This is a genomic window from Pigmentiphaga daeguensis (genome assembly GCF_039523035.1).
Classification (GTDB): Bacteria; Pseudomonadota; Gammaproteobacteria; order Burkholderiales; family Burkholderiaceae_B; genus Pigmentiphaga; species Pigmentiphaga daeguensis.
In genome coordinates this window covers 272,657-294,367 of the sequence record NZ_BAAAEN010000003.1, presented here as the reverse complement: position 1 = coordinate 294,367, position 21,711 = coordinate 272,657, and the positions used below count along the sequence as shown (strand labels likewise).

At 68.8% G+C, this 21,711-nt stretch carries 21 protein-coding genes and 1 pseudogene; 13 read left to right on the top strand and 9 right to left on the bottom strand.

Annotated elements, in window-relative coordinates:
• Position 1 precedes the first annotated feature (1 nt).
• Positions 2-913, bottom strand: a complete 912-nt coding sequence (locus ABD104_RS06305) for a LysR family transcriptional regulator (protein ID WP_087837804.1) — start codon at positions 911-913, stop codon at positions 2-4.
• A 314-nt stretch (positions 914-1,227) separates the two neighbouring features.
• Here ABD104_RS06305 and ABD104_RS06300 point away from each other — a divergent pair, with 314 nt between their 5' ends.
• The 7 genes and pseudogenes from ABD104_RS06300 (at position 1,228) to ABD104_RS06270 (ending at position 7,657) form a co-directional block, all read left to right on the top strand.
• Positions 1,228-2,388, top strand: coding sequence for a porin (locus ABD104_RS06300; protein WP_343927270.1), 1,161 nt, complete (start codon positions 1,228-1,230; stop codon positions 2,386-2,388).
• A gap of 21 nt (positions 2,389-2,409) precedes the next feature.
• The gene (locus ABD104_RS06295; protein WP_087837803.1) at positions 2,410-3,381 is read left to right on the top strand and encodes an MBL fold metallo-hydrolase; all 972 of its coding nucleotides are present in this window, start codon (positions 2,410-2,412) and stop codon (positions 3,379-3,381) included.
• 14 nt (positions 3,382-3,395) lie between these two features.
• On the top strand, positions 3,396-4,379 hold the full coding sequence (locus ABD104_RS06290) for an MBL fold metallo-hydrolase (protein WP_165963174.1): 984 nt from the start codon (positions 3,396-3,398) through the stop codon (positions 4,377-4,379).
• Between the two features lie 16 nt (positions 4,380-4,395).
• Positions 4,396-5,631, top strand: coding sequence for an amidohydrolase family protein (locus ABD104_RS06285; protein ID WP_087837801.1), 1,236 nt, complete (start codon positions 4,396-4,398; stop codon positions 5,629-5,631).
• Complete coding sequence (locus ABD104_RS06280; protein ID WP_243724532.1) at positions 5,628-6,614, top strand: alpha/beta hydrolase; 987 nt, start codon at positions 5,628-5,630, stop codon at positions 6,612-6,614. The genes ABD104_RS06285 and ABD104_RS06280 overlap by 4 nt, the downstream gene beginning before the upstream one ends.
• A gap of 112 nt (positions 6,615-6,726) precedes the next feature.
• Positions 6,727-7,125 (top strand): annotated as a pseudogene (locus ABD104_RS06275) (LysR family transcriptional regulator); the annotation flags it as partial.
• Positions 7,126-7,225: 100 nt separating this feature from the next.
• Positions 7,226-7,657 (top strand): LysR substrate-binding domain-containing protein, encoded by a 432-nt coding sequence (locus ABD104_RS06270; protein WP_254914565.1) that lies wholly within the window; start codon positions 7,226-7,228, stop codon positions 7,655-7,657.
• A gap of 8 nt (positions 7,658-7,665) precedes the next feature.
• Here ABD104_RS06270 and ABD104_RS06265 read toward each other — a convergent pair whose 3' ends face one another.
• The 5 genes from ABD104_RS06265 to ABD104_RS06245 all read right to left on the bottom strand — a co-directional run bounded on the left by ABD104_RS06265 (position 7,666) and on the right by ABD104_RS06245 (position 13,347).
• On the bottom strand, positions 7,666-7,821 hold the full coding sequence (locus ABD104_RS06265; protein ID WP_165963175.1) for a hypothetical protein: 156 nt from the start codon (positions 7,819-7,821) through the stop codon (positions 7,666-7,668).
• A gap of 17 nt (positions 7,822-7,838) precedes the next feature.
• Positions 7,839-10,784 carry an EAL domain-containing protein gene (locus ABD104_RS06260; RefSeq protein WP_087837799.1) on the bottom strand — a complete coding sequence of 982 codons (2,946 nt, stop codon included), beginning with the start codon at positions 10,782-10,784 and terminating at the stop codon, positions 7,839-7,841.
• A gap of 78 nt (positions 10,785-10,862) precedes the next feature.
• Positions 10,863-11,615 (bottom strand): hypothetical protein, encoded by a 753-nt coding sequence (locus tag ABD104_RS06255; RefSeq protein WP_087837798.1) that lies wholly within the window; start codon positions 11,613-11,615, stop codon positions 10,863-10,865.
• A gap of 153 nt (positions 11,616-11,768) precedes the next feature.
• Positions 11,769-12,521 carry a sulfite exporter TauE/SafE family protein gene (locus tag ABD104_RS06250; protein ID WP_279817527.1) on the bottom strand — a complete coding sequence of 251 codons (753 nt, stop codon included), beginning with the start codon at positions 12,519-12,521 and terminating at the stop codon, positions 11,769-11,771.
• A gap of 55 nt (positions 12,522-12,576) precedes the next feature.
• Positions 12,577-13,347, bottom strand: coding sequence for an IclR family transcriptional regulator (locus ABD104_RS06245; protein ID WP_087837796.1), 771 nt, complete (start codon positions 13,345-13,347; stop codon positions 12,577-12,579).
• A 117-nt stretch (positions 13,348-13,464) separates the two neighbouring features.
• Between ABD104_RS06245 and ABD104_RS06240 the strand changes: the two genes are divergently transcribed.
• Both ABD104_RS06240 and ABD104_RS06235 read left to right on the top strand, forming a co-directional pair.
• Positions 13,465-14,046 (top strand): tripartite tricarboxylate transporter substrate-binding protein, encoded by a 582-nt coding sequence (locus ABD104_RS06240; protein ID WP_343927269.1) that lies wholly within the window; start codon positions 13,465-13,467, stop codon positions 14,044-14,046.
• Positions 13,998-14,435: a Bug family tripartite tricarboxylate transporter substrate binding protein gene (locus tag ABD104_RS06235; protein WP_343927268.1), complete on the top strand. Its 438-nt coding sequence runs from the start codon at positions 13,998-14,000 to the stop codon at positions 14,433-14,435. Before ABD104_RS06240 ends, ABD104_RS06235 begins: the two co-directional genes overlap by 49 nt.
• A gap of 15 nt (positions 14,436-14,450) precedes the next feature.
• On the opposite strand, the gene ABD104_RS06230 is transcribed toward ABD104_RS06235, so the two are convergent.
• Both ABD104_RS06230 and ABD104_RS06225 read right to left on the bottom strand, forming a co-directional pair.
• Positions 14,451-15,944 carry a class I adenylate-forming enzyme family protein gene (locus tag ABD104_RS06230; protein WP_338616066.1) on the bottom strand — a complete coding sequence of 498 codons (1,494 nt, stop codon included), beginning with the start codon at positions 15,942-15,944 and terminating at the stop codon, positions 14,451-14,453.
• Complete coding sequence (locus tag ABD104_RS06225; protein WP_338616064.1) at positions 15,941-16,969, bottom strand: alcohol dehydrogenase catalytic domain-containing protein; 1,029 nt, start codon at positions 16,967-16,969, stop codon at positions 15,941-15,943. Before ABD104_RS06225 ends, ABD104_RS06230 begins: the two co-directional genes overlap by 4 nt.
• Positions 16,970-17,100: 131 nt before the next feature.
• On the opposite strand from ABD104_RS06225, the gene ABD104_RS06220 reads away from it, so the two are divergent.
• Entirely contained in the window at positions 17,101-17,850 is a 750-nt protein-coding gene (locus ABD104_RS06220; protein WP_343927267.1) for an enoyl-CoA hydratase/isomerase family protein, read from the top strand.
• Positions 17,851-17,857: 7 nt separating this feature from the next.
• On the opposite strand, the gene ABD104_RS06215 is transcribed toward ABD104_RS06220, so the two are convergent.
• Positions 17,858-18,784, bottom strand: a complete 927-nt coding sequence (locus tag ABD104_RS06215; protein WP_087837791.1) for a LysR family transcriptional regulator — start codon at positions 18,782-18,784, stop codon at positions 17,858-17,860.
• A 132-nt stretch (positions 18,785-18,916) separates the two neighbouring features.
• Here ABD104_RS06215 and ABD104_RS06210 point away from each other — a divergent pair, with 132 nt between their 5' ends.
• Genes ABD104_RS06210 through ABD104_RS06200 form a run of 3 tightly spaced genes read left to right on the top strand, consistent with a single transcriptional unit; the run spans position 18,917 to position 21,709 of the window.
• Positions 18,917-19,891 (top strand): Bug family tripartite tricarboxylate transporter substrate binding protein, encoded by a 975-nt coding sequence (locus ABD104_RS06210; protein ID WP_087837790.1) that lies wholly within the window; start codon positions 18,917-18,919, stop codon positions 19,889-19,891.
• A gap of 34 nt (positions 19,892-19,925) precedes the next feature.
• Positions 19,926-20,552, top strand: a complete 627-nt coding sequence (locus ABD104_RS06205) for a hypothetical protein (protein WP_343927266.1) — start codon at positions 19,926-19,928, stop codon at positions 20,550-20,552.
• Positions 20,549-21,709, top strand: a complete 1,161-nt coding sequence (locus ABD104_RS06200; protein WP_338616059.1) for a mandelate racemase/muconate lactonizing enzyme family protein — start codon at positions 20,549-20,551, stop codon at positions 21,707-21,709. Before ABD104_RS06205 ends, ABD104_RS06200 begins: the two co-directional genes overlap by 4 nt.
• The last annotated feature ends 2 nt before the right edge of the window (positions 21,710-21,711 follow it).

Sequence of the window (21,711 nt, the reverse complement as noted above, 5' to 3'; positions counted from 1 at the left end):
GTCAGTCGCGTAGCGCCGCGCACATCTCGTGGATCGCGCTGCGCAGCCAGCAATTGGCGGGATCCTTGTGGAAGCGCTCGTGCCAGAACTGGTGCACCGTGATGGAAGGGCCGGCGAAAGGCAACTCCACGATGCGCAGGTTCGCATAGCGCGCACAGGTGTGCGCCACATCGCGGGGCACGACCGCGATCAGGTCCGAGGACTCGAGTATGGGCAGCAGGCTCATGACGTGGTAGACCTCCACCACCACCCGGCGCGGCGTATGCCGCGGCGCGAACATGCGATCGAGTTCCTCGCCGCGTCCGTCCGGCCGGACCAGCGCATGCGGCGCGGACAGGTATTCCTTCAGCGTCATGCGCTGGCCGATGGTGGGATGGTTCTTGCGGACCAGGCAGACGACGGGGATCTCCAGCAGCTTCTGCTGGAAGAAACCGGCCTTGTGCAGGTCGGGGAAATAGCCCAGCGCCAGGTCGGCTTCGCCGGATATCAGCGCCGACGCGGTCTCTACGGCGGGCCGGGCGATCGTGCGCAGGCTGGCGTGGGGAGCGTCGCGCGACATCCTGGCCAGGAGCGGCGGAAGAAAATGCACTTCGCCCACGTCGGGCGTGACGATGGTGAACGTCTTCCGGGTCGTGGCCGGATCGAAGCCGGCGCGCTGGAGGACGTCCGTCGCGATCGAGGCCAGCACGCTTCCGACCGGCCCGGCCAGCTCCAGCGCGCGCGGCGTCGGCCTCATCTCCAGGCCGGATCGCACGAACAGCGGGTCGCCGAACAGGTCCCTCAGCCTCGCCAGCGCCGCGCTCATGGCGGGCTGGCTCAATCCCAGCTTCTCGCCGGCACGCGTCACGCCGCGCTGGTCCAGGATGGCCTGGAATACGACCAGCAGATTCAGGTCTATGGCTTTCCAATCCATTTTTTGGATGCAGTGTATTGGCTGAATAATCTGGAGAAATGGAGAACCCGATCATAAACTGCGTCTCGCAAAAGAAAGCCGGCTCGCAGGATGAGGCCGGCGCCCAGGAGACCCGGATGCCAGCCTGCCCTTCGCACCCAGCGAGCCCCTGAGGGCCCGCCCCGCGCTTCCCGCCTGAGCGGCGGGTATTCCTTCCCCATGTGTTTCATGCGTGTGCCTGTGCCAGGCGCGGCGCGGGATGCGTTCAACCGTGCATGGGGGCGACGCGATGCGCGGGAGAAGCCGGCGTCCATACGAGGAGACGAACGAAGAACATGAAGATGACGACATTGGCTGCCGCCATGATCGGGCTGGGTGGCGCGGTCGGAGCGGCGCCGGCACGGTCGGCGGTGGAGATCTATGGCGTGCTGGATACCGCCGTGGAGCACCTGCGTTCCAGCACGGGACAGCACGCGTCGCTGATGAAGCAGACCGGCCACGTGCCGTCGCGGGTGGGGTTGCGCGGCAGGGAAGACCTCGGCAACGGCATGCAGGCGCGTTTCGAACTGGAAAGCGGCCTGGGCCTGGACAGCGGCAGCCTGCTGCAGGGTGGCCGCATGTTCGGACGCTCCGCCTATGTGGGCCTGGGCTCGCGGCAATGGGGGGAAGTGCGGCTGGGGCGCCAGCTGTCCCTGATGCAGGGGGCGCTGGCGCCCTACGACCCCGATCATTTCTCGCCGTATTCGCCGGCGCTGGCGATGCAACTATCGGATCTCAGCCAGACATCGCTGGACAACGTGGCCAGCTACTGGTCGCCGACGGTGGGCGGCTTCGCGCTGGCCCTGGCGTTCGCATCGGGCGAGAACGCCCCGGTGGCCCCCAATCCCGGCGCGCCGCAAGTCGTCGGTCCCGGTACCGCCAGGCATACCCGGGCGGCCCTGCTGACCTATCGCCGCGCCGGCCTGTCGGCGGGCGTGGCCGCCATGGCCCTGGTGCAAGCCATGGTCTTCAGCTTCCTGGAGCGCATGGGCATGGACCGGGGATTCGGCGCCGGCGCGGTGACCGCCGTGTTGATCGCGCTGGGCATCGTGAACCTGTTTCCCGCTCCGCTGGCCGCGGTGCTGGAGCAGCGTTGGCCGGCCCGGGCTGTGCTGTGCTGGGGGCCGCTGGTCCAGGCGTCGCTGATCGCGCAGGGCACGGCGTTCCCGCCCTACGCGGCCGGAGCCCTGTTCTTCTCGGCGGCGATGATCTTCACCCATACCTTTGCCTTCGGCGTGCTGGCCCGGCTGGAACCGAGCGGCCGGCTGGTGGCCGCCACCCCCGCCATGCTGATGACCGGTTCGGCCATCGGGCCTTTCCTGGGCGGCACGCTGGTCAAGTCCGCCGGCTATGGCGCGCTGGGCTGGGCGGCGGTGGGCATCGCCGGCGCGGCGGTGCTCGCCTTCCACCTGGCCTGCCGCCGCCTGCCTTCCGCGCGCACGCTGGCGCGCACCTGAACATTTCCTACGGAGACACCCATGAAATTTCCCTTTGTGTTCTTGCTGGCCGCCGCATTGGCCAGCGGCGCGCCGCAATGGGCGGCTGCCGCCGATGCGCGGGCGGAGCGGCCCATGGCCTGGACGACCCTGGGCACGGCGGGCGGCCCCATCATCCACGCCGACCGTTCGCAGCCCGCCAATCTGCTGACCGCCGGCCAGCGGGTCTGGCTGGTCGATTGCGGAGATGGCGCGCTGGAGCGCCTGGCCGCCGCGGGCTACCAGCCCTCCCGGGTGGGGGCGGTATTCATCAGCCATCTGCATCAGGACCACGTCGGCGGCCTGCAAGGCGTGATCGGCCTGCGCTGGATGCAGGTGGCGCCGGGAACGCTGACCATCTACGGTCCGCCGGGCACGGATGAAGTGGTCGACGGCATCCTGCGCTCCTTGCAGCCGTCCCACCTCGTCAGCGCCGAGGATGTGGGCGGCGGCCGGGGCGCGCGTACGCCGGCCGATACCGTCAGGGTGGTGATTCTGAAGGACGGCAGTGACGTGGACGTGGAGGGCGTGCGCGCGGCGCGCAATTCCCATTTCGACGGCCCGGTGGCCAGGATAGGCACCGAGTCGCTGTCGCTGCGCTTCGACCTGGATGGGCAGGGCATCGGCTACACGGGGGATACCGGCGAGAGCGCCGCGGTCGCTCGGCTGTTCAAGGGGGTAGAGCTGATGGTGAGCGAGGTCATCGACCTGGACGGCATCGTCGCCAACCTCAACGGCCCGGCTTCGCCCATGCCGCCGCAGGTGCGGCCCGCCTTGATCGACCACCTGAAGAAGCATCACCTGACACCGGCGCAGGCCGGCGCCATCGCGGCCGAGGCGGGCGCGCGGCGCCTGGTCTTCACGCACCTGGGCATCGCCGCGGCGTTCCAGCAGTCCGCGCCGGCGCTGGCGGCCGGTGCCCGGACGACCTTCGGCGGCGACGTCTTCGTGGCGCGCGATCTGGATCGTTTCTGAACATGGAGAAAGGGATGAAGATTCTCTGGATGATGGCCGCCGCGATGGTGACCGCGGCCGTGCCTCCCGCCGTCCTGGCCGCGGATGTCGCGCCGGCGGCTGCATTCGTGACGCTGGGGACGGGCGGAGGTCCGGTCATCCGGCGTGAACGCGCGGAACCGGCGAATGCGGTGGTGGTGGGCGACAGCGTCTATCTGTTCGACGTGGGGGCGGGCACCGAGCGCCAGATGGTGGCGGCGGGGCTGTCCATGCACAAGGTCAAGGCCGTTTTCGTTTCCCACCACCATATCGATCACAACGCCGACCTGGGCCAGATCCTCGCCAGCCGCTGGATGTTCAACAGCTACCAGCCGTTGCCGGTGATCGGGCCGCCGGGCACCGCGCGCATGGTGGCCGACCTGGTCGCCGCCGCCCGTACGGTGGAACTGGCGCCCATAGGCGGCGGCCCCGGCGGCAAGCCGCCGCTGGCTTCGACGGTCAAGGCGGCGGACCTGGACGCCGAGATGGACGAGCCGGCCGAGATCTATCGCGACGCCAACCTCCGCGTGCTGGCCGTGACGAACACGCACTATCACTTCCCGCCAGGCAGTCCGCAGGCGGCGTTCTCGCGGTCGTATGCCTTCCGCATCGAGACGCCCGGACGGGTCTATGTCTTCACGGGCGATACCGGCCCGTCCAAGAACGTGGAGCGCCTGGCGCGGGGGGCAGACGTACTGGTGAGCGAAGTGATCAACCTGGACAGCATGGTCGGAATTCTCAAGCGCGCCCCGGACCTGAAACCGGCGATGCTGCCTTCCATGATCAGGCACATGGAGCAGAACCACCTGACGCCCGTCGAGATCGGCAAGCTGGCCACGGCGGCGGGGGTCAAGGAAGTCGTGCTCACGCACCTGGCCCCGGGCGAGGATGGGGAGCGCGACCTGTCCGGCTATGTCCGCGGCATTCAGCCGGCCTTCATGGGGCCGGTGCGCATCGCCAGCGACCTGCAACGATTCTGAGAAAAGAGAGATCTCCATGAGTGCAACCGTATTCACCGGCGTCCGTGTCTTCGATGGCTCGGGTACGCCGCCATTCCCGGCCGAGGTCCGGGTCGAGGGCGAGCGCATCGTCCAGGTGGCGCGCGAGGCGGCGGTGCCGCGCGAAGGCGCCCGCATCGTCGACGGCCGCGGCGGCGTGCTGATGCCGGGCCTGGTCGAGGCCCACGCCCATCTGTCCTGGCCCACGTCGGTGGAGCGCTTCGTGCCCGGCATGTCCCTGCCGGAACAGGACCTCGTGCTCAATACCGCGCGCAATGCCCGCATCCTGCTCGATCATGGCTTTACCAGCGCCTATTCGGCGGGGGCGTTGGACAGGACCGTGGAAATCACGCTCAAGGCGGCCATCGACGCGGGGGGCATGCCGGGGCCGCGCCTGGTTCCTTCCTCGGTCGAGCGCGAGCCGCCCATCGAGTCGGCGATGATGGACCCGGGCAAGGTGGACGAACACGGGCGAGGGCCCGAGGCGGTCCGTGCCTTCGTGAAGGGCTGCGCGGCGCTGGGCGCGAAATCGCTCAAGTTCCTGTTGTCGGGGGAAAGCGCGCTCAAGCCCGGCGCCTCCATGGAGCTGCTCTACACCGAGGACGAGGCGCGGGCGGCGGGCGAGCAGGCACGCGAGTCGGACGTCTGGCTGACCGCCCACGCGCACGCCGCCGAGGCGGTGAAGATGGGCCTGCGCCATGGCTTTCGCGTGCTGTACCACTGCACCTACGCGGACGAGGAGGCGCTGGACATGATGGAGGCGCGCAAGGACGAGATATTCGTCGCGCCCACGCTGGGCATCGTGCAGGCGACACTGGATGCCGTGCCGCCGCCGCATTTCGACATGCGCCACATGAAGGAGGATGCCGCCATCGTGCTGGAGCGCCAGCGACGGCTGGTGCCGGAGTTGCGGCGGCGCGGCGTGCGGGTGCTGCCGGGAGGCGACTACGGTTTCCCCTTCAATCCCAATGGACGCAACGCGCGCGACCTGGAGCTGTTCGTGCGCCACCTGGGCTATACCCCCGCCGAAGCGTTGTCGGCGGCGACCATGCTTGGCGGGCAGATCATGGGCCTGGACGGCGAACTGGGGATGGTGCGCAAGGGCTTCCTGGCCGACCTGTTGCTGGTCGACGGCGATCCGTGCCAGGATGTGGCGATCCTGCAGGACAAGTCCCGGCTGTCCGCGATCATGAAGGATGGCCGGTTCCACAAATCCCCGGAGGGACGGCAATGAATCGTTTCTGGCAACGCTGGTGGTGCGCGGTGGCTTGCGGCATGCTGCCGCTGGGCGCGGGACCGGTCCTGGCGGCGGAGGGGGGCGTGCCGCCCGAATTGCAGGCCAGGTTGCGGCAGATGGGGCCGGTCATCGACGTGCCGGCGACCAAGGGGCTGTACCAGCCGCTGCTGGCCGCGCAACCGCGCGATGGGGTCAAGGTCGAGGCCGGTCTTCCCTACGGCCCGGACGAGCGGCACAGGCTGGACGTCTACGCGCCGGCCGAGGCCGCCTCGCGCCGGCCCGTCCTGGTGTTCGTCCACGGCGGCGGCTTCGTCCGGGGCGACAAGTCGGACAGCGCCAACCAGGGCTATTTCTATGCGCGCCAGGGCTACGTGGTCGTGGTGCCCAACTACCGGCTCGGGCCCGCCCACCGGTGGCCGGCCGGCGCCCAGGACATCTCGTCCGTACTGGCCTGGGCCAGGACCCACGCGGCCGGGCTCGGCGGCGACCCCGAACGCATCGTGCTGATGGGGGAGTCGGCGGGGGCGGCCCATGCCGCGGCTGCGACGCTGGTCCGGCGGTTCCATCCCGCCGAAGGACTCAGAATCGCCGGCGCGGTGTTCATCTCGGGCGTCTACGATGCACGGCTGGAGGGAATGGCGCGGCGCCAGTTCGGCATCCCGACGCCGGATCCCCGCAACGAGGCGTACTTCGGGCCGGACCGCGCGCAATGGGGTGCCATGTCGACCGTGGACCTGGTCGACGCGGCGCCCTTTCCGGTGCTGATCAGCTACGCCGAGATGGACCCCATGCAGATGCAGGTGCAGGCCGGCGAACTGTTCGCCCGGCTGGTGACCCGGCACGGCTTCGCGCCGGAACTCAATGTCGTGCGGGGGCACAACCACCTGAGCCAGGTCTATTCGGTGAACACCGGCGACGAGTCGCTGAGCGCGCCGGTACTGCGCTTCCTGAAGAGCTTGTTTCCCGGGCAGACCCCGTAGCGGCGAGCCGGCCGCTCGCGCACTGGAAGGGCGGCGGCCTCCGGGTGCAAAATACCGGCAAGCCGCCTGCATGTCCCGTGGCCTGCACGGCGGATCGCCATAGGGAGATTTGGTGAAGCTCACGACCCTGAACGCGCTGGTCGCGGCGGTGGAAGAAGGCAGTCTGCGCGGAGCGGCGAGGCGGGTGGGCACGTCGCAGCCGGCATTGACCAAGATGGTCAGGGAACTGGAGCTCGAACTGGGCGTGACGCTGTTGCAGCGGACCTCGCGCGGCGTCGTGCCCACGGCCCAGGGCCGCGTCCTGTACGAACGCTCGGTCAAGGCACGCCGCGAACTGAACCTGGCGGTGGACGAGATCCGGCAGATGTCCGGCTCCATGGTGGGCGAGCTGCACCTGGGCGCGGTGCCGGTGGCGGTCATGTTGCTGGTGCCCGAGGCGCTGAGGACCTTCGGCCAGGAATTCCCCGGCATCCGGCTGCGCGTGAGCGAAGAGCTCTATGTCGCGCAATTGCAGAAACTGCGGGCCCACGAGGTGGACGTGACCCTGGGGGGGATACCGGAAGACCTGTCGGCGGGCGAGTTTCCATATCGAGCCGCTGATCCGCACGACCATGGTACCCACCGCGCGCCGGGGCAGCCCGTGGCTGAAGGCGCGCACGCTGGCCGATCTGCAGGGCGCCCGCTGGGTGTTCACCGGTGCCGACGGGGAATCGGGCTATGCCCGGCCCTTGTTCGAGCAGCACGGGCTGGAACCGCCGGCGGTGGCCGCGGTGGCCAATTCGACCCTGGCGCTGCTGTCCTTGCTGGCGGCGGGCGACTATGTGGGCCTGATGCCGCGCCAGATCGCCATGCAGCCGCTGGCGTCCCAGTTCATGTCGGTGATCGACGTGGAAGAGAAGGGCTACGACCTGACGGTGGGCGCCATGCTGCGCAGCGATTCGCTGCCCTCGCCGCTGATGCGGCACCTGATCACCCACCTGCACCGGGCCGCGCACCACATCGGGCGCGACGATGCCGCGCTGGCGCCGGCCCGGCGGGCCTAGGAACGGTTCTAGCGGTTGACGACCACGCCCGCGTCTATGGTGCCATAGACGCTGATGCCGCTGCCGCCTTGGGCGGAATCGGACGGGGATCGCGGCGCGGGCGTGCAGGCCACGCAGAAGGCCGCCAGCAGCGGCCAGGTCGAGTTGAGCAAGAGTCGGAACATACGGTTTCCTGTCCGCGTCAATGCGGGCCCCAGGCGGACATGCCGTCCGGCAGCCCCGGCTGGGAACCGCCGGCGATGAAGGCCCGGACCTGTTCGTCGGTGATGAAGCTCGCGGCAGAGCTGGCGCGCAGGATGTCCTCGGGCGCCATGGGCTTGGCGATGGCCCAGCCCTGTACATAGTCTACCCCCAGCTCCGCCAGCGCTTCCACCGTGGCATAGTCCTCCACCCATTCGGCGATGCTGCGCATGCCGAGGTTGCGCGCCAGCTCGACGATGGCCTCGACGATGGCATAGTTGGCCGGATGCTCGTGCATGCGCTTGATGAAACCGCCATCGATCTTGAGCGCGTCGGCGGCGAACTCCTTCAGGTACGAGAACGAGGTGTAGCCCGCGCCGAAGTCGTCGAGCGCGATCTTGGCGCCGCAGGACTTGAGCCGGTCGATGAAGCGGCGGGAGTTGGCGATGTCGTGCAGGGCCACGCTTTCGGTGATCTCCATGCACAGGTACTTCACCACCGGTCCGAAGCGCGAGAGGATGCGGAAGGTGTCCTCGATGAAAGCCTCGTCGTTCAGCGACGCGCCGCTCAGGTTGACGCAGACGAAGCGCGTGTTGGGCAGGCGCGGCAGGTTCTCGGTCAGCCACACCAGCGTCGAGGTCAGCACCCACTTGTCCAGTTCACCGATGGTGCCGTTGGCCTCGGCCGCCGCGATGATCTTGCCGGCCGGCACCATCGCGCCGGACGAGTCCTGCATGCGGATCAGCACTTCGAAATCCAGCGAGGCCTCGGGCGCGCGCAGCGACATGATGGGCTGCATGACCAGCGACAGGCCGGTGGGCGTGAAGGTGCTGCCGAGTTCCTCGATCAGCCGCAGCTCTTCGGCGCGTTCCTGGAAGGCCGGCGCGTTTTCCTTGTAGATGACCAGGTGGCCGTGCTTGCCCTTCTTGGCTTCGCGGCAGGCGCGGTCGGCCGCCGAGACGGCATCCTGGACGCGCATCTCGGGCGTGATCTCGATCAGCCCGATGGATACCTTGACCTGGAACGAACGCCGGCGCAACTGGAAGGGCATGTCGCAGATGTCGCTGATGATGCGGCGGCACAGGTCGGTGGCCGGCAGCATGGCGGTGTCGCGCAGTACGAGGATGAACTCGTCCCCGCCGATGCGCCCGATGTGGTGGTGGTCTCCCAGCGACCACTTGACCCGCTGGCAGACCTGCTTGAGGACTTCGTCGCCGGTCTGGTGGCCGTACAGGTCGTTGATCAGCTTGAAGCGGTCCAGGTCCAGGTAGGCCAGGGCGATGGGATGGGCCGGATCGAAGTGCTTCAGCGAGGTTTCGAGGATGTGTTCGATGCCGCGGCGGTTCAGCGCGCCGGTCAGGGTGTCGTTGTTGGCCAGGAAGCGCAGCCGTTCCGTGGCCTTGCGCCGTTCGGTGATGTCCTGCAGCGAGCCCTCGATGCGGGTGTGGGCCAGCGTGGCCTTGGCCAGGTACCAGCGCGGCTCCATGCCGCCTATGGGCTGGGCCTGGATTTCGGCCTCGCCGCCGCGGTCGGCGATCTCCTTGAGCCGGGCCAGCGCGCCCGGCTCGAAGTAGTTCTGCCAGCGCAATTCGTGCAGCGGCCGGCCTTCCAGGCCGAGCTTCTCCTGCATGGCGGTATTGGCGCGCACGAAGCGTCCATCGGGTTCCAGCGTGAACAGCCCCACGGGCGTGACTTCATAGGCGCGTTGCAGTTCGGCCTCGGCATGTTCGCGCTCGACCCGTTCCACGCGTATCTGCTCGGCGAACGCGAACGCGGCCACCAGGCTGGACGCCAGGGCGGCGGTGACGCTGTTGAGGGCGCCGACCAGGGCCTTGAAGTCGAACGCCGCGGCGATGACCTCGGAGAAGGTGGAGAACAGCACAATGCCCAGCGCCGCGGCGTACCAGAGCGCGATGCGCGAACGCGTGACGATGACGATGCGGGCGAGGAAGAAGATGACGACGAAGATGCCGAACGAGGCCACCACCCACATGGCGGGGAGGAAGGCGGCGAAGCTCAGGAAGAGGGCCAGGACCAGCAGCACCAGGCCGGCGCGCGCGCCGGCGCGCAGCAGCCAGGCATAGCCCACGCGGCTGAGCTCGGTGCGCATGAACTGGGCGAACAGCGTGTAGGTGACGATGTAGTAGGCGGCAATGGTCAGCTTGCGGGTCATCGCCATCCATTCGTTGGGGATGGCGCGCTCCAGCCATTGGGTGTCGAACCCCATGGTGATGCCGCCCAGGCGCAGGTTGCCGACCAGCCAGATCGCGAACAAGAGGTAGCGCGCATCGCGGTTGATCAGCGCCGTCATCAGCGTCAGGACGGCCAGGGTCAGCAGCCCGCCCTCGAGCACGCCGGTGGCGTGGTGGTAGGCGAGATGCGACAGGGCCAGCTCGGATTCCGGCCAGGCCTCGACGGTGATGCGGGCGGGGCCCGAGAAGTGGGCGCGGCACAGCAGGTCGCGGGGTTGGGCGTGCACGCCCAGGTCCAGCGCGAAACCGGACTTCACCGATTGCAGGATGCCCGACGTGCCGCTGCGCGTGGCCGCGCCCACGGGGGCCAGCCCGGCGGCGTTCCAGCACGAGATTTCCTGCGCATGGCGAGAGGGGAGCTCGACGCTTTGCGGCGTGTTCGAAGGGGGAACGGTGAAGCGGAACCAGAACGGCGTCTCGGCCAGGCGGGTGTCGTGGAACCGGACCGCGGGCGCGGACGCAAGGGCGGCCAGCGCTTCGGAAGGGGTCTGGCCGTTCTTGTCGGCGACCACCGCGAAGGGCAGGGTGCGATTGTCGTTGGTGTCGTAGATGCTGTGTTCCAGCGTGAGCGCCACCAGCGAGAAGACGAAGATCGCGGCCGGTACGAGGTAGTACGAGAAGTTGCTTAAGAACCAGTCGATCTTGGCTGTAACCCAGGCTATGCGGGTAGAGGGTTCCGCCGAAGGGGGCTGCATGTTCGCCTTGTGAAGGAGGGGGGGCTTGTCGGTCCGCGGGCGGCCCGCCCCCCCGGATGGGCCGCTGATCGTGCCGTATCAGGCCTGCGGTTGGAGGAGTTCTTCCCGTTCCCGCGAAGCGCTGCGCAGCGCGTCAATGTTAATCAAATTCCCATCGATGCGAATGTCCGGATGATGGGTCTTGAACACAAACTGATACAAAGGATGGCTGCCCTCGCGCCACCGCTTTTCCGCCGTCGCGATCTCGAAGGCCAGCACGCGGTGGGGAATGTTGCCGGCGTGCCGCATCGGCATGAAACCTTGGCCGGGGAACACTTCGCGGAACATCAGCGCCTCGTACTGGCGGTCGAGCGGGGACCGTCCGGCAATGACCATCCAGTCTATGCCAGCCTGCACGCAAAAGAGGAAATAGGCCTTGAAAAGGGCGGTTTTCGCCACGCGGCCCATGCGTTCGCTGGCCACGCCCAGCCGGGTGGCCTCGGCCAGCGCATAGCCCGAGAGCCAATCGGGCAGCGTGACCGACTGTTCCAGCCACAGCGGGCCGCACATGTTGGTCTGGACGCGCATGGTGCCCAGCGGCGCGCCATCGAACTTGGATTCGGCCAGCAGCACGACCGAGCCGGGATCGGTGTCGTGCAGTTCCGGCTCGCCCAGGTTGCGGGCGATTTCCGGCACGTGGCGGCCATAGGCCGACTGGCGCATGGTGATGGCTTTTTCCATCGCCTCGCCGTCCCGCGCGATGCGGACGGTGAAGGGCAGGTTCTCCGGGGTTTGCTCGGAAAGCGGCAGCAGCAGGCCGGACCGGGTGGACAAAGTGTTGTCGTAAGACATTTGGACTTCCTTGTAAGAGTGGGACGGTATGGCCGTTGCGGATATCGCAGCGGTGACACCAGATTCGCACGTCTGGACGGGAAGTTGCTTACAACTGAGGGGAAAAAGGGGGTTAAGGCCCGATTTTTGTTGTGCGTTGCACAATGGGCGGTTTCAACCGCCCAGGCTGGCCCATATCAGGCTGGCGCCCGCCAGCATGAGCAGCCCGCAGACCAGCCATTCGATGGCGCGCCGGGAAATAGGAGGCGGATGGCGGGCCTGCCACCACGACACGCCCGCGACGACGGGAACGGCGCAGACGCCCAGCAGCAGCGAGCTCCATTCGAAATGGCCGCTGGCGGCCACCAGTACCAGGCGCAGGGCGGCGCTGGCGGCGAACATCATGAACAGGCATTCGCGCACCAGGTTGCGATCCAGGGGCTGCCGGTACAGGTGATAGACCATGGGCGGTCCCGACGTGGAGAAGAGCCCGCCGAGCAGGCCCGACAGCACGCCGAAGAACCACAGCGCCGGCTTGCCCGACGGCTGGGCGCGGGGCGCCCTCTGCACCAGTAGCAGGACGGAACAGCCGATGATGGCCACCCCCAGCAGCAGCCGCAGCGTCGTCACCGCATTCGTGCTGAGCCAGGCCAGCAGCGCGACGCCGCCCAGCACGCCCAGGAGACTGCTGGTCAATATGGGCCGCAGCAGCGTCCAGTCGAAGGTGACCCGGTTGTAGCGCCAGTAGGCCCAGGCGTTGGCCAGGCTCAGGACGCTGGCGACGTTGGCCGCCTCGGGAATGGGCATGAGGCCGAAGGCGCCGACCATGCCAAGCAGCAGCAGGGCGAAGGCAAAGCCGGTGAGGTTCTGGCAGTAGGCCGACAGGCCCACGCAGGCGAGGAATAGCAGAAAGGTCAGTACGGTCATGAGCCCGAAATACTAACCCGAAAAGGAGGGGCTTTCCCGGCAGGACGGTGCGCGGTCAGCTCGCGCGCAGCACGGCCGAGATGCTGGCCGCGCTGCGCAGCGCGTGCTGGGCCAGCGGGGCTTCCGGATCCAGTTCTTCTTCCAGCGCCAGCCCGGCCACGATCAGCGCGGCCACGGCTTCGCCGCCACGGCCGAACACCGGGCAGGCGAGCGTGCCCACCCCCGGCCGCATCTCGCTCAGGCCGAACGACAGGCCCCGGGCCGCGCGTATCGCTTCCAGCCGTTCCGAGACGGCCGCGTAGCGTTCCTCGCCCACGTGCGCGATGCCCTGTTCGCGCGGCCACGCGGCCAGGATGGCGCGCCCGCTCACGCTGGCGTCCAGCGGGAAATGGGTACCGATGTCGGTGATGATGTTCAGCGGCACCGACGGAGCCCAGATGCGTTCGATGATGACCACCTCGTCCAGCGCCGGCACGGAGATGGAGACGATCGCGCGGCGCTTGCCCACGCCTTTTTCCTGGAGCTCGATCGCATGCGGCAGGGCGGCGCGCCGTATGCCGAGCCGGTCGTGCTGGGCCGTTCCCAGCACCAGGCACTTGGGTCCCAGCGCATAGACCCCTTCCCGTGCCTGCACCATGCCCCAGAAGGCCAGGGTGCGGAGCACGCGATGGACCGTGGTGCGGTCCAGTTCCGTCGCCTGTGCCAGTTCGAGCGCCGTCGCGCCTCGCGGCATCCGCATCAGCACGTCGAGCAGGAGCATGGCCCGGTCGATGACCTGCACCCGATTGCCGGGCGGAGCTGCGGAAGGGATGGACGGGCGGGGCATGGAAAAGGTCGCGGGAATCGTTGACGTCGCGACATGGTATCGCTAATCTCCAAGTGCGTATTACAAGCTTTATGTGCGTAATATGCACATAACCAACGGTCATGAGAGGTTGTCGCCATGTCGTCCCTGCGTGTTTCCTGGTTTGCGTCGTTTCTCCTGCTGGCTACGGCCTCCGCCGCCGCGGCGGATGGATATCCCTCCCGGCCGGTCAGGCTGGTCGTGCCCTTCGCGGCCGGCGGCGCGGTGGACGCGGTCGCGCGTACGCTGGCGCTCCGGCTGTCCGAACAGTTCTCGCAGAAGGTGGTGGTCGAGAACCGCGCCGGCGCCTCGGGCAACATCGGCGCCGAGGCGGTGGTCAGGGCACCGGCCGACGGCTACACGCTGCTGTTCACGGCTTCGACCCTGGTCGTCAATCCGCTGATCATGAAGGACAAGCCGCCTTTCGATCCGGCCAGGGACCTGACGCATCTGGCGCTGGTCGCGTCCGGACCGCTGCTGTTCGTCACGCCCGCGTCCGCGCCGGCCGAATCGGTCCAGGATTTCGTGGCCAAGGTCAAGGCAACGCCCGACCGGTTCAGCTTCGCGGTAGGCGGTTTCGGCGCGGCGGGCCACCTGGCGGTGGAGTCCTTCAAGTACCGGGCCGGCTGGCCGTGCCCACCGTGCTCTACAAGGGCACCGGGCCGGCGCTGGTCGACCTGATGGGCGGCCAGGTCAGCGGCATGATCGATCCGCTGCTGTCGTCGCTGCCGCCGGTCAAGGCCGGCAAGCTCAAGGCGCTGGCCATCACGGGGAGCAAGCGCAGCGCGCTGGCTCCCGACGTGCCGACGTTCGCCGAAGCGGGCTATCCCGAGGTCAACTTCTCGACCTGGTATGGCTTGTGGGGGCCGGCGGGATTGCCGGCCTCGGTGGTGGACAAGCTGGAGGCCGCCGTCAAGCGCTTCGTGGCGGAGCCCGACACGCGCGCCTGGTTCGAGCGCCAGGGGCTCGAGCCTTCGGGCGTGTCGGGCGCCCGCTTCCGGGCCTTCATCGACCAGGAAACGGCCAAGTCGCGCGAGATCGTGAAGCTGGCCAACATCGCCGAGCAGTGACGGGAAGTCCGGCTCTCAGGCCGGCTCCGCGAGCAAGGCCCGTACCTTGGCCCGCTGCACCTTGCCGTAGTGGGACTTGGGGATGGCCGGAGCGAAGCGGATCACGCGCGGCTTCTTGAAGCCCGAGAGCGACCGGCGGCAGTGTTCCATCAGTTCCTCGGCCGTGGCCGCCGCGCCCGCGCGCAGCACGACGGCGGCGCCGACGATCTCGCCCCACTCGGGGTCGGGCAGGCCGGCGGCGGCCGCTTCGGCCACGGCCGGGTGGCTGCACAGCGCGCGCTCCACCTCGTCCGGCAGAATGGACTTGCCGCCGCTGCGTATCACTTCCTTCAGGCGGCCGGTGATGCGCAGCACGCCCGAGGCATCCAGGATGCCGAGATCCCCGGTGCGGAACCAGCCGTCGCGGAAGACCCCGGCGGTCAGTTCCGGTTGCCGCCAGTAGCCCGCCGCGACGTGGGCGCCGCGTATCAGCACTTCGCCTTCGGTGCCTGCCGGCGCGGTTTCCCCCTCGCTTTCGATGCGGATTTCGCAGCCGAACAGCGGACGGCCCACGCTGCGTATGGCCTGGGCCCGGGTGGCCGGATCGGCCAGCGCCTGTGGCGGCTGGTAGCAGCTCCACGAGGCTTCGGTCAGCCCGTACAGAATGCCGAAGCGAGGTCCGAACGCCTGGATGGCGGCCAGGAAGGTATCGGGCGCAATGGCGGCGGCGCCTACGTCCATGCTGCGCAGCGCGCCCAGGTCGTGGTCGGCGGGCCGGGTTTCCTTCAGCAGCCGCACCAGGTGCGTGGGGACCAGGGACGTGGACGTGGCGCGGTAGTGCGCCAGCAGCTCCAGGAAGCGCGCCGGCTCGAAGCGGCCGGCCAGCACGACGGTGCCCCCCGCGGCCAGCTGGGCCAGCACGATGATGGCGGCGATCGGCCACAGTGGCCGCATGTTGAGCATGACGTCGCCCGGGTGCTGGCCTCGGGCCATGACGATGTTCTGCAAGGCGGAGGTAAGGCTGCCATGGGTGATGACCACCGCTTTCGGCGTCCCGGTACTGCCGCCCGTGTAGTTGAGCGAGGCCATGGCCTGGGCGGCGGGGGTGGCCGCCGGGGTCTCGCGGCTGCCGGCGTCGGCCTCCAACGGGCGCAGCCGCAGGCCCGGCACGCGGGCGGCCAGTTCGCGCGCGCGATCGGCATATTCGGCCCCGTGGGCCAGCATGAGGGCCTGGGCGTCGATCAGTTGCGCGGCTTGTTCATCGGCGCTGAGCGCCGGATCGAGCGGCACGCGGACCAGTCCCGCCGACATCGCGCCGTAGTCCCACAAGAGGTAGGCGGGCGTGTTGTCCCCCAGGATGGCGACGCGATCGCCGTCGCCGAGCCCGTCCGCGCGCAGCGCGTGGCCCAGTCCGAACACGCGCGCGGCGAATGCGCGGAAGTCCAGGACGCCGCCGTCGCGCGCGTCCACGATCGCGGGCCGGCCGGGCCAGTGCTGCGCGCACCGTTGAAGCAGGGCACCGATGTTCATAGCCAGCCCTGCATGATCACGCGGCCCTCCACGGCCTTGGTGTCGAGTAGCTCGTGCGCGCGGCGGATCTCGTCGAAGGGCAGGGTGGCGGAAATGACGGGGCGGATCTGGCCGCAAGCCAGCATCGCCAGCCCCTGGCGGATGTCCTCCAGCGTGCCGCTGCCCGATCCCATGACGCGTATCCGCCGGCCGATCAACAGGCCGGGCAGCACGTCCACCGCCTGGCCGTCGATGTTGCCCAGCACCACCACCGTGCCGCCCTGGGCCATGCTGCGCAGGGTCTCGGGCAGGGACAGGCCCAGGTTGTCGATGGCGATGTCCACGCCCTGCTTGCCGGTGAGCTGCCAGGCCTGGGCGCTGAATTTCAGGTCGGGCGACACGATCACCTCGTCCGCTCCGAGCGATTTCAGGTGCGCGGCCTTGGCCGGACTCGAGGTGACGGCGATGGAGCGGGCACCCAGGGCGCGCACGATCTGGATCTGATGCATGCCCAGGCCGCCGCTGGCGCCGGTGATGAGGACCGTGTCGCCGGGACTGGTGCCGGCCAGGGTGCGCAGCGCGCGCAGGCTGGTGCCTATCGGGCAGCACGACAGCGCCGCGGCCTCCCAGGGCAGGCCGCGCGGCACGGGAATGGCCATGGGCGCGGGCACGCAGACATATTCGGCGTAGCCGCCCACGGTATCGACTGCCGGCAGGCCCAGGGCACGGCACATGTCCTGCCGGCCGCGCAGGCAGTTGCGGCACAGGCCGCAAAACTGGCGCTGGTAGATGACCACGGGGTCGCCTACGCGATGCGTGATCACGCCGTCTCCTACCGCGACGACTTCGCCCGCGGTCTCGTGGCCCAGGACGACGCCGGCGCGCGCGCCCGGCAGCTTGCCGGCGCGGTGCAGGACGTCGTGGTGACAGATGCCGGCTGCCCTGACCTGGACCAGCACTTCGCCGGCCGCGGGGGAGGGGGTGGGAACCTCGCGGATTTCCAGGGTATCGGGTGCGCCGAAGGCGGAAAGGATGACGGCTTTCATGAGTAGGTGTGTCCTGTGTTTGTGCATTATATGCACATAATGTTTACTATTTACACATCTGCGGTATAGTTTGCATAGCCGGCACCGGCCTGTCAACGTGTCGCCGGCGTCATTCAACGGAAGAGGCCTGCATGGGTATCGACTATCGTCCGCTCGAGGGCGGCATCCACGAGATCGTCATCAACCGCCCGGAGCGCATGAACGCGCTGGACGTGCCCGCGAAGCGGGAACTGGGCCGCATCTGGCGCGACGCGGCGCAGGACCCCGCCGTATCGGTACTGGTGCTGCGCGGAGCCGGCGAGAAGGCCTTCTGCGCCGGCTCGGACATCAAGGAGATGCAGGCGACCGGCACCATGGTCGACACGCCGACGCTGATGGACGCGATTCCCGGCATAGGCGTGGAGCTGCACAAGCCGGTCGTGGCGGCGCTGCACGGCTTCACCATAGGCATGGGGCTGACCCTGGCGATCCATGCCGATTTCCGCATCGCCGCCGAGACCGGCAAGCTGGGATTCCCCGAAGTCCAGCACGGCATGCTCTCGGGCGTCAGCGCCGTCACGCTGCCGGGGCTGGTGGGCGAACCGCGCGCGCTGGACCTGATGCTGACGGCCCGGCTGATCGAACCGCGGGAAGCGCTGCGCATCGGGCTGGTGGACGAGGTCGTGCCCGACAGCCTCACGGCCGCGATGGCGCTTGCGCAGCGCATCGCGTCGAATTCCGCGGCGGCGGTGGCGCAGACCAAGCGACTGATCCTGCTGGAGCGCCGGCGCCGCGCCCGCGAGCATGCCGCCGCCATCGACGACGCGCGGCTGGCCATACTCGAATCGAAAGAGTTCGGCGACGTGGTGGCCCACAAACCCGGGGCGGGACGCATCCGCTAGGGCATGCCTATCCGTTGATGCGCCGCCCGGCGTCCAGCAGGCGGCCGATGTCCTGTGCCGCCAGCAGTTCCACCGTTCCCTGCGCGAGCTGCGACAGCGGCCGCTCGCGGGCGGTGGCCAATACGAGGTTGTTGCGCATGCGGGGCGAGCCGATGGCGGAGATCCTGAACGGGCCGCCTTCGACCGTGCTGGCGATGGGCGCCGCGCTGCGCGGCACGATGGCATAGCCCTGTCCGCTCAGCGCGAGCTTGAGCAGGGTATGCACGGCGTCGACCTCGGCCACGACGTTCAGCTTGATGCCATGGGGCCGGCAGCCGGCCTCGATCACGTTGCGCACGGCGTTCGGAATGCTGGGCACCAGGACCGGATAGCGCTCCAGCTCCCGTGCCGCCAGCCGCGCCGGCAGCGGAAAGGCGGGCTTGGGGCGGCCGCACAGCACCATGTCTTCGCGATACAGGCTGCGGTATTCGAGCCGGGGGCTGGGCGGAGGATCGAACAGCAGCGCGATCTCGATCTTGCCCAGTATCAGGTCCTCGCGCAGCGCGACGCTCAGGCCCTCGGAAACGGAAATCGATGCCTCGGGATAGCGCTGGCGGAATTGCTTGACGAGTTCCGGCGTCAGCACATGCGCGATGCGCGGAGGCAGGCCCACGGTCAGCCTGCCGGTGGGCTGTTCGCGCAGCGCCTGGATGTCGGCGCGGGCCTGCCGTGTCAGCTTCAGGATGGCGTTGCCGTAGGAAAGCAGGCACTTGCCGGATTCGGTCAGTTCCACGCCGCGGCCGGTGCGGACCAGCAGATGGGATTTCAGCTCGAGTTCCAGCAGGCGGATGTGGCGGCTGAGCGTGGGCTGGGAGACGCCCGCCACCAGCGCGGCGCGGGTCAGGCTGCCCAGTTCGGCCACGCGCACGAAGGATTCCAGCTGCTGCAGGTCCATGGTATTTGATTTATGGATATCAGATGTAGAAGCTATTTTATTGATGAAAATGGCACGCGTGCGCACAATGCCGCCTCTTGACTAAACGCCGCCAGCGGGATTCCGCCAAGGCGGCATGCACGAGGAGACCCCATGCAGATGTCCCGCAAATTCCTGGTCCCGGCCGTTGCCCTGGCGCTGGCTTCCACGCTGGGCGCCGCGCGCGCCGAGGACTACCCCGCCCGGCCGGTGCGCATCGTGATCCCGTTCGCGCCCGGTGGCAGCAATGACATCGTCGGCCGCCTGATCGGCGAGGAGCTGACCAAGCGCCTGGGGCAGCCGTTCATCGTCGACAACCGGGGCGGAGCGGGCGGCACCATCGGCACCGAAGTGGTGGCCAAGTCCCGTCCGGACGGCTATACGCTGTTGCTGATCTCGACGCCGCACACGGCGAATTCGACGCTGTACAAGAAGCTGCCCTACGATCCGGCCAAGGACTTCTCGCCCGTTGCCCGGCTGGCGACCGCGCCGCTGTTGATCTCGGTCTATCCGGGCCTGCCCGTGAAGACGCTGTCGGACCTAATCGCCTACGCCAAGGCCAATCCCGGCAAGCTCAACTACGTGTCGTCCGGCGTGGGCAGCTCGCAGCACCTGGTCAGCGAACTGTTCGAGATCCGGGCCGGCATCTCGATGACGCACGTGCCCTACAAGGGCGCCGGCGCCGCCCTGACCGACGTTGCCGCGGGCCATGCCCAGGTGTCCGTCGGCACCGTGCTGCAGGCCCTGCCGCACGTCAAGGCCAACCGCCTGCGGCCGCTGGCCGTCAGCGGTTCCAAGCGCCAACCCGTGCTGCCCGAGGTGCCCACGGTCCAGGAAGCGGGCCTGGCTGGCTACGACGGCGACAACTGGTGGGGCATCCTGGCGCCGGCCGGCACGCCGCCGGCCATCGTCGACAAGCTGAGCAAGGCCATCGGCGACATCCTGGCCGAGCCGGACATGCGCCAACGCCTGGAGGCCGAGAGCGCGTCGGTGGCCTATCTGTCGCCCGAGCCCTTCGGCAAGTTCATGGCCGGCGAGACGACCAAGTGGGCGGAGCTGATCAAGCGGCTGGGCATCCAGGCCGATTGACGCGTCCGGCAGGCAATTTCTGGAAGATGCATCTATGAGCAGACCCGCCGCGGTGTTATTGCGGTATTCCCCGATGCCCGCCGACCTGGCGGCCATCGAACGACTGGCGGCCGAGGTGGTGGCCGCCCACCCCGGATGCTTCGAGCGCGTGGACGCGAACCGCGCGCTGGATGGCTCCCATCTGTACCTGTACTTCTGGTCGGCGCGGCCCGGCGGCCTGGAACTGGCCGGCGCCATTGCCGAGCGGGCCGGCAGGCTGCTGCCCGGCCAGGCGCCTGACGTCCTGCTTCTGTCGCCGGTGCAGGACCTGCCCGGCGTCTCGCAGGGCCAGCCGGTCACGCACCACTACGTGGTCGAGACCGACGTGCGTCCCGATGTGGCCGAGGATCTGTCGAACTGGTATGGGCAGGAACACCTGCCCGGGCTGGCCGCCGTGACGGGCAACGTGCGCGCGCGCCGGCTGGTGGCGGACAATCCCGACGGCAGCCAGCGCTCGCTGGCCTGCTACGACCTGACCACGCCCGCCATCCAGCAGGATCCCGCCTGGCTGGCGGTGCGCGCGACCGACTGGAGCAGCCGCGTGCGTCCGCATTTCCAGAACACGCGCCGGGTCATGTGCGAACGGATCTACGTACTCGAACCCGGCCTAGGAGCGATATGACTTCCGCAATCAGACAAGACGGCGTGCCTGCCCTGGTGGACGCCCGCATCACCCGCATCGAGACCATTCCGCTGAGGGTGGAGCTGGAACGGCCGGCCACGGGTTCGACCCTGAAGCTGACCCATCGCTGCACCATCGTCACGCGCGTGCACACCGACGCCGGCGTGGTGGGCGAGTGCTTCAACGGCAACGACGACGAACTTCAGCCGGCCATCATCCGGCTGATCCACGATGAACTGGAGCCCTTGCTCAAGGGTCGCCGCGTGGCGGCCATCGACGACGCCTGGGCCGCCACGCGGCGCGCGACCGAGCCTTTCCTGCGCGACCGCCGGGTGGCGCTGCGGGCCCAGGCCTGCGTGGACAGCGCGCTGCACGATGCCGTGGGCAAGCTGGCCGGCCTGCCGCTGCACCTGTTGTGGGGCGGCGCGCGCGAGCGGGTGCCGGTGGTCGCGCTGGGCGGGTACTACCGCCAGAGCGGCGACCTGGAGGCCCTGGCGGACGAAGTGGCCGAACTGAAGGCCTTCGGTATCCATGGCCTGAAGCTCAAGCTGGGGGGCAAGACGCCCGCCGAGGACGCCCTGCGCGCCCAGACCGTGCGCCGGGCCGGCGGCGATGGCTTCGTGCTGGCCTGCGACGCCAACCAGGGATGGAGCCGCGAAGAGGCGCTGGAGTTCGTGCGCCGGACGCGCGACCTGAACCTGGCCTGGTTCGAGGAGCCCTGCCGCTGGGACAACGACCGCGCCGACATGGCGGTGGTGCGGACCGTGGGCGGCGTGCCGGTGGCCGCGGGGCAGAGCGAGCTGTCGCGCTTCGGTTGCCGCGACCTGCTGACGGCGGGCGCCATCGACATTTGCAACTTCGATGCGAGCTGGGGCGGCGGTCCGACCGAGTGGCGGCGCGTGGCGATGCTGGCCTCGGCCTTCAACGTCTCGGTCATGCAGCACCTGGAGCCGCAGATCGGCCTGATGATGTCGGCGGGCGTGGTCAACGGCCGCTATGCCGAAGTCATGCTTCCCTGGCGCGATCCGTTCTTCTACAAGCTGATCGCGAACCAGCCGGCCCGGCCGTTCGTCGATGGGTTCTACACGCTGCCGACCGCGCCGGGATGGGGCATGAGCTTCGACCCGGAGTACCTGGAGTTCGCGCGGCGCAAGTAGCG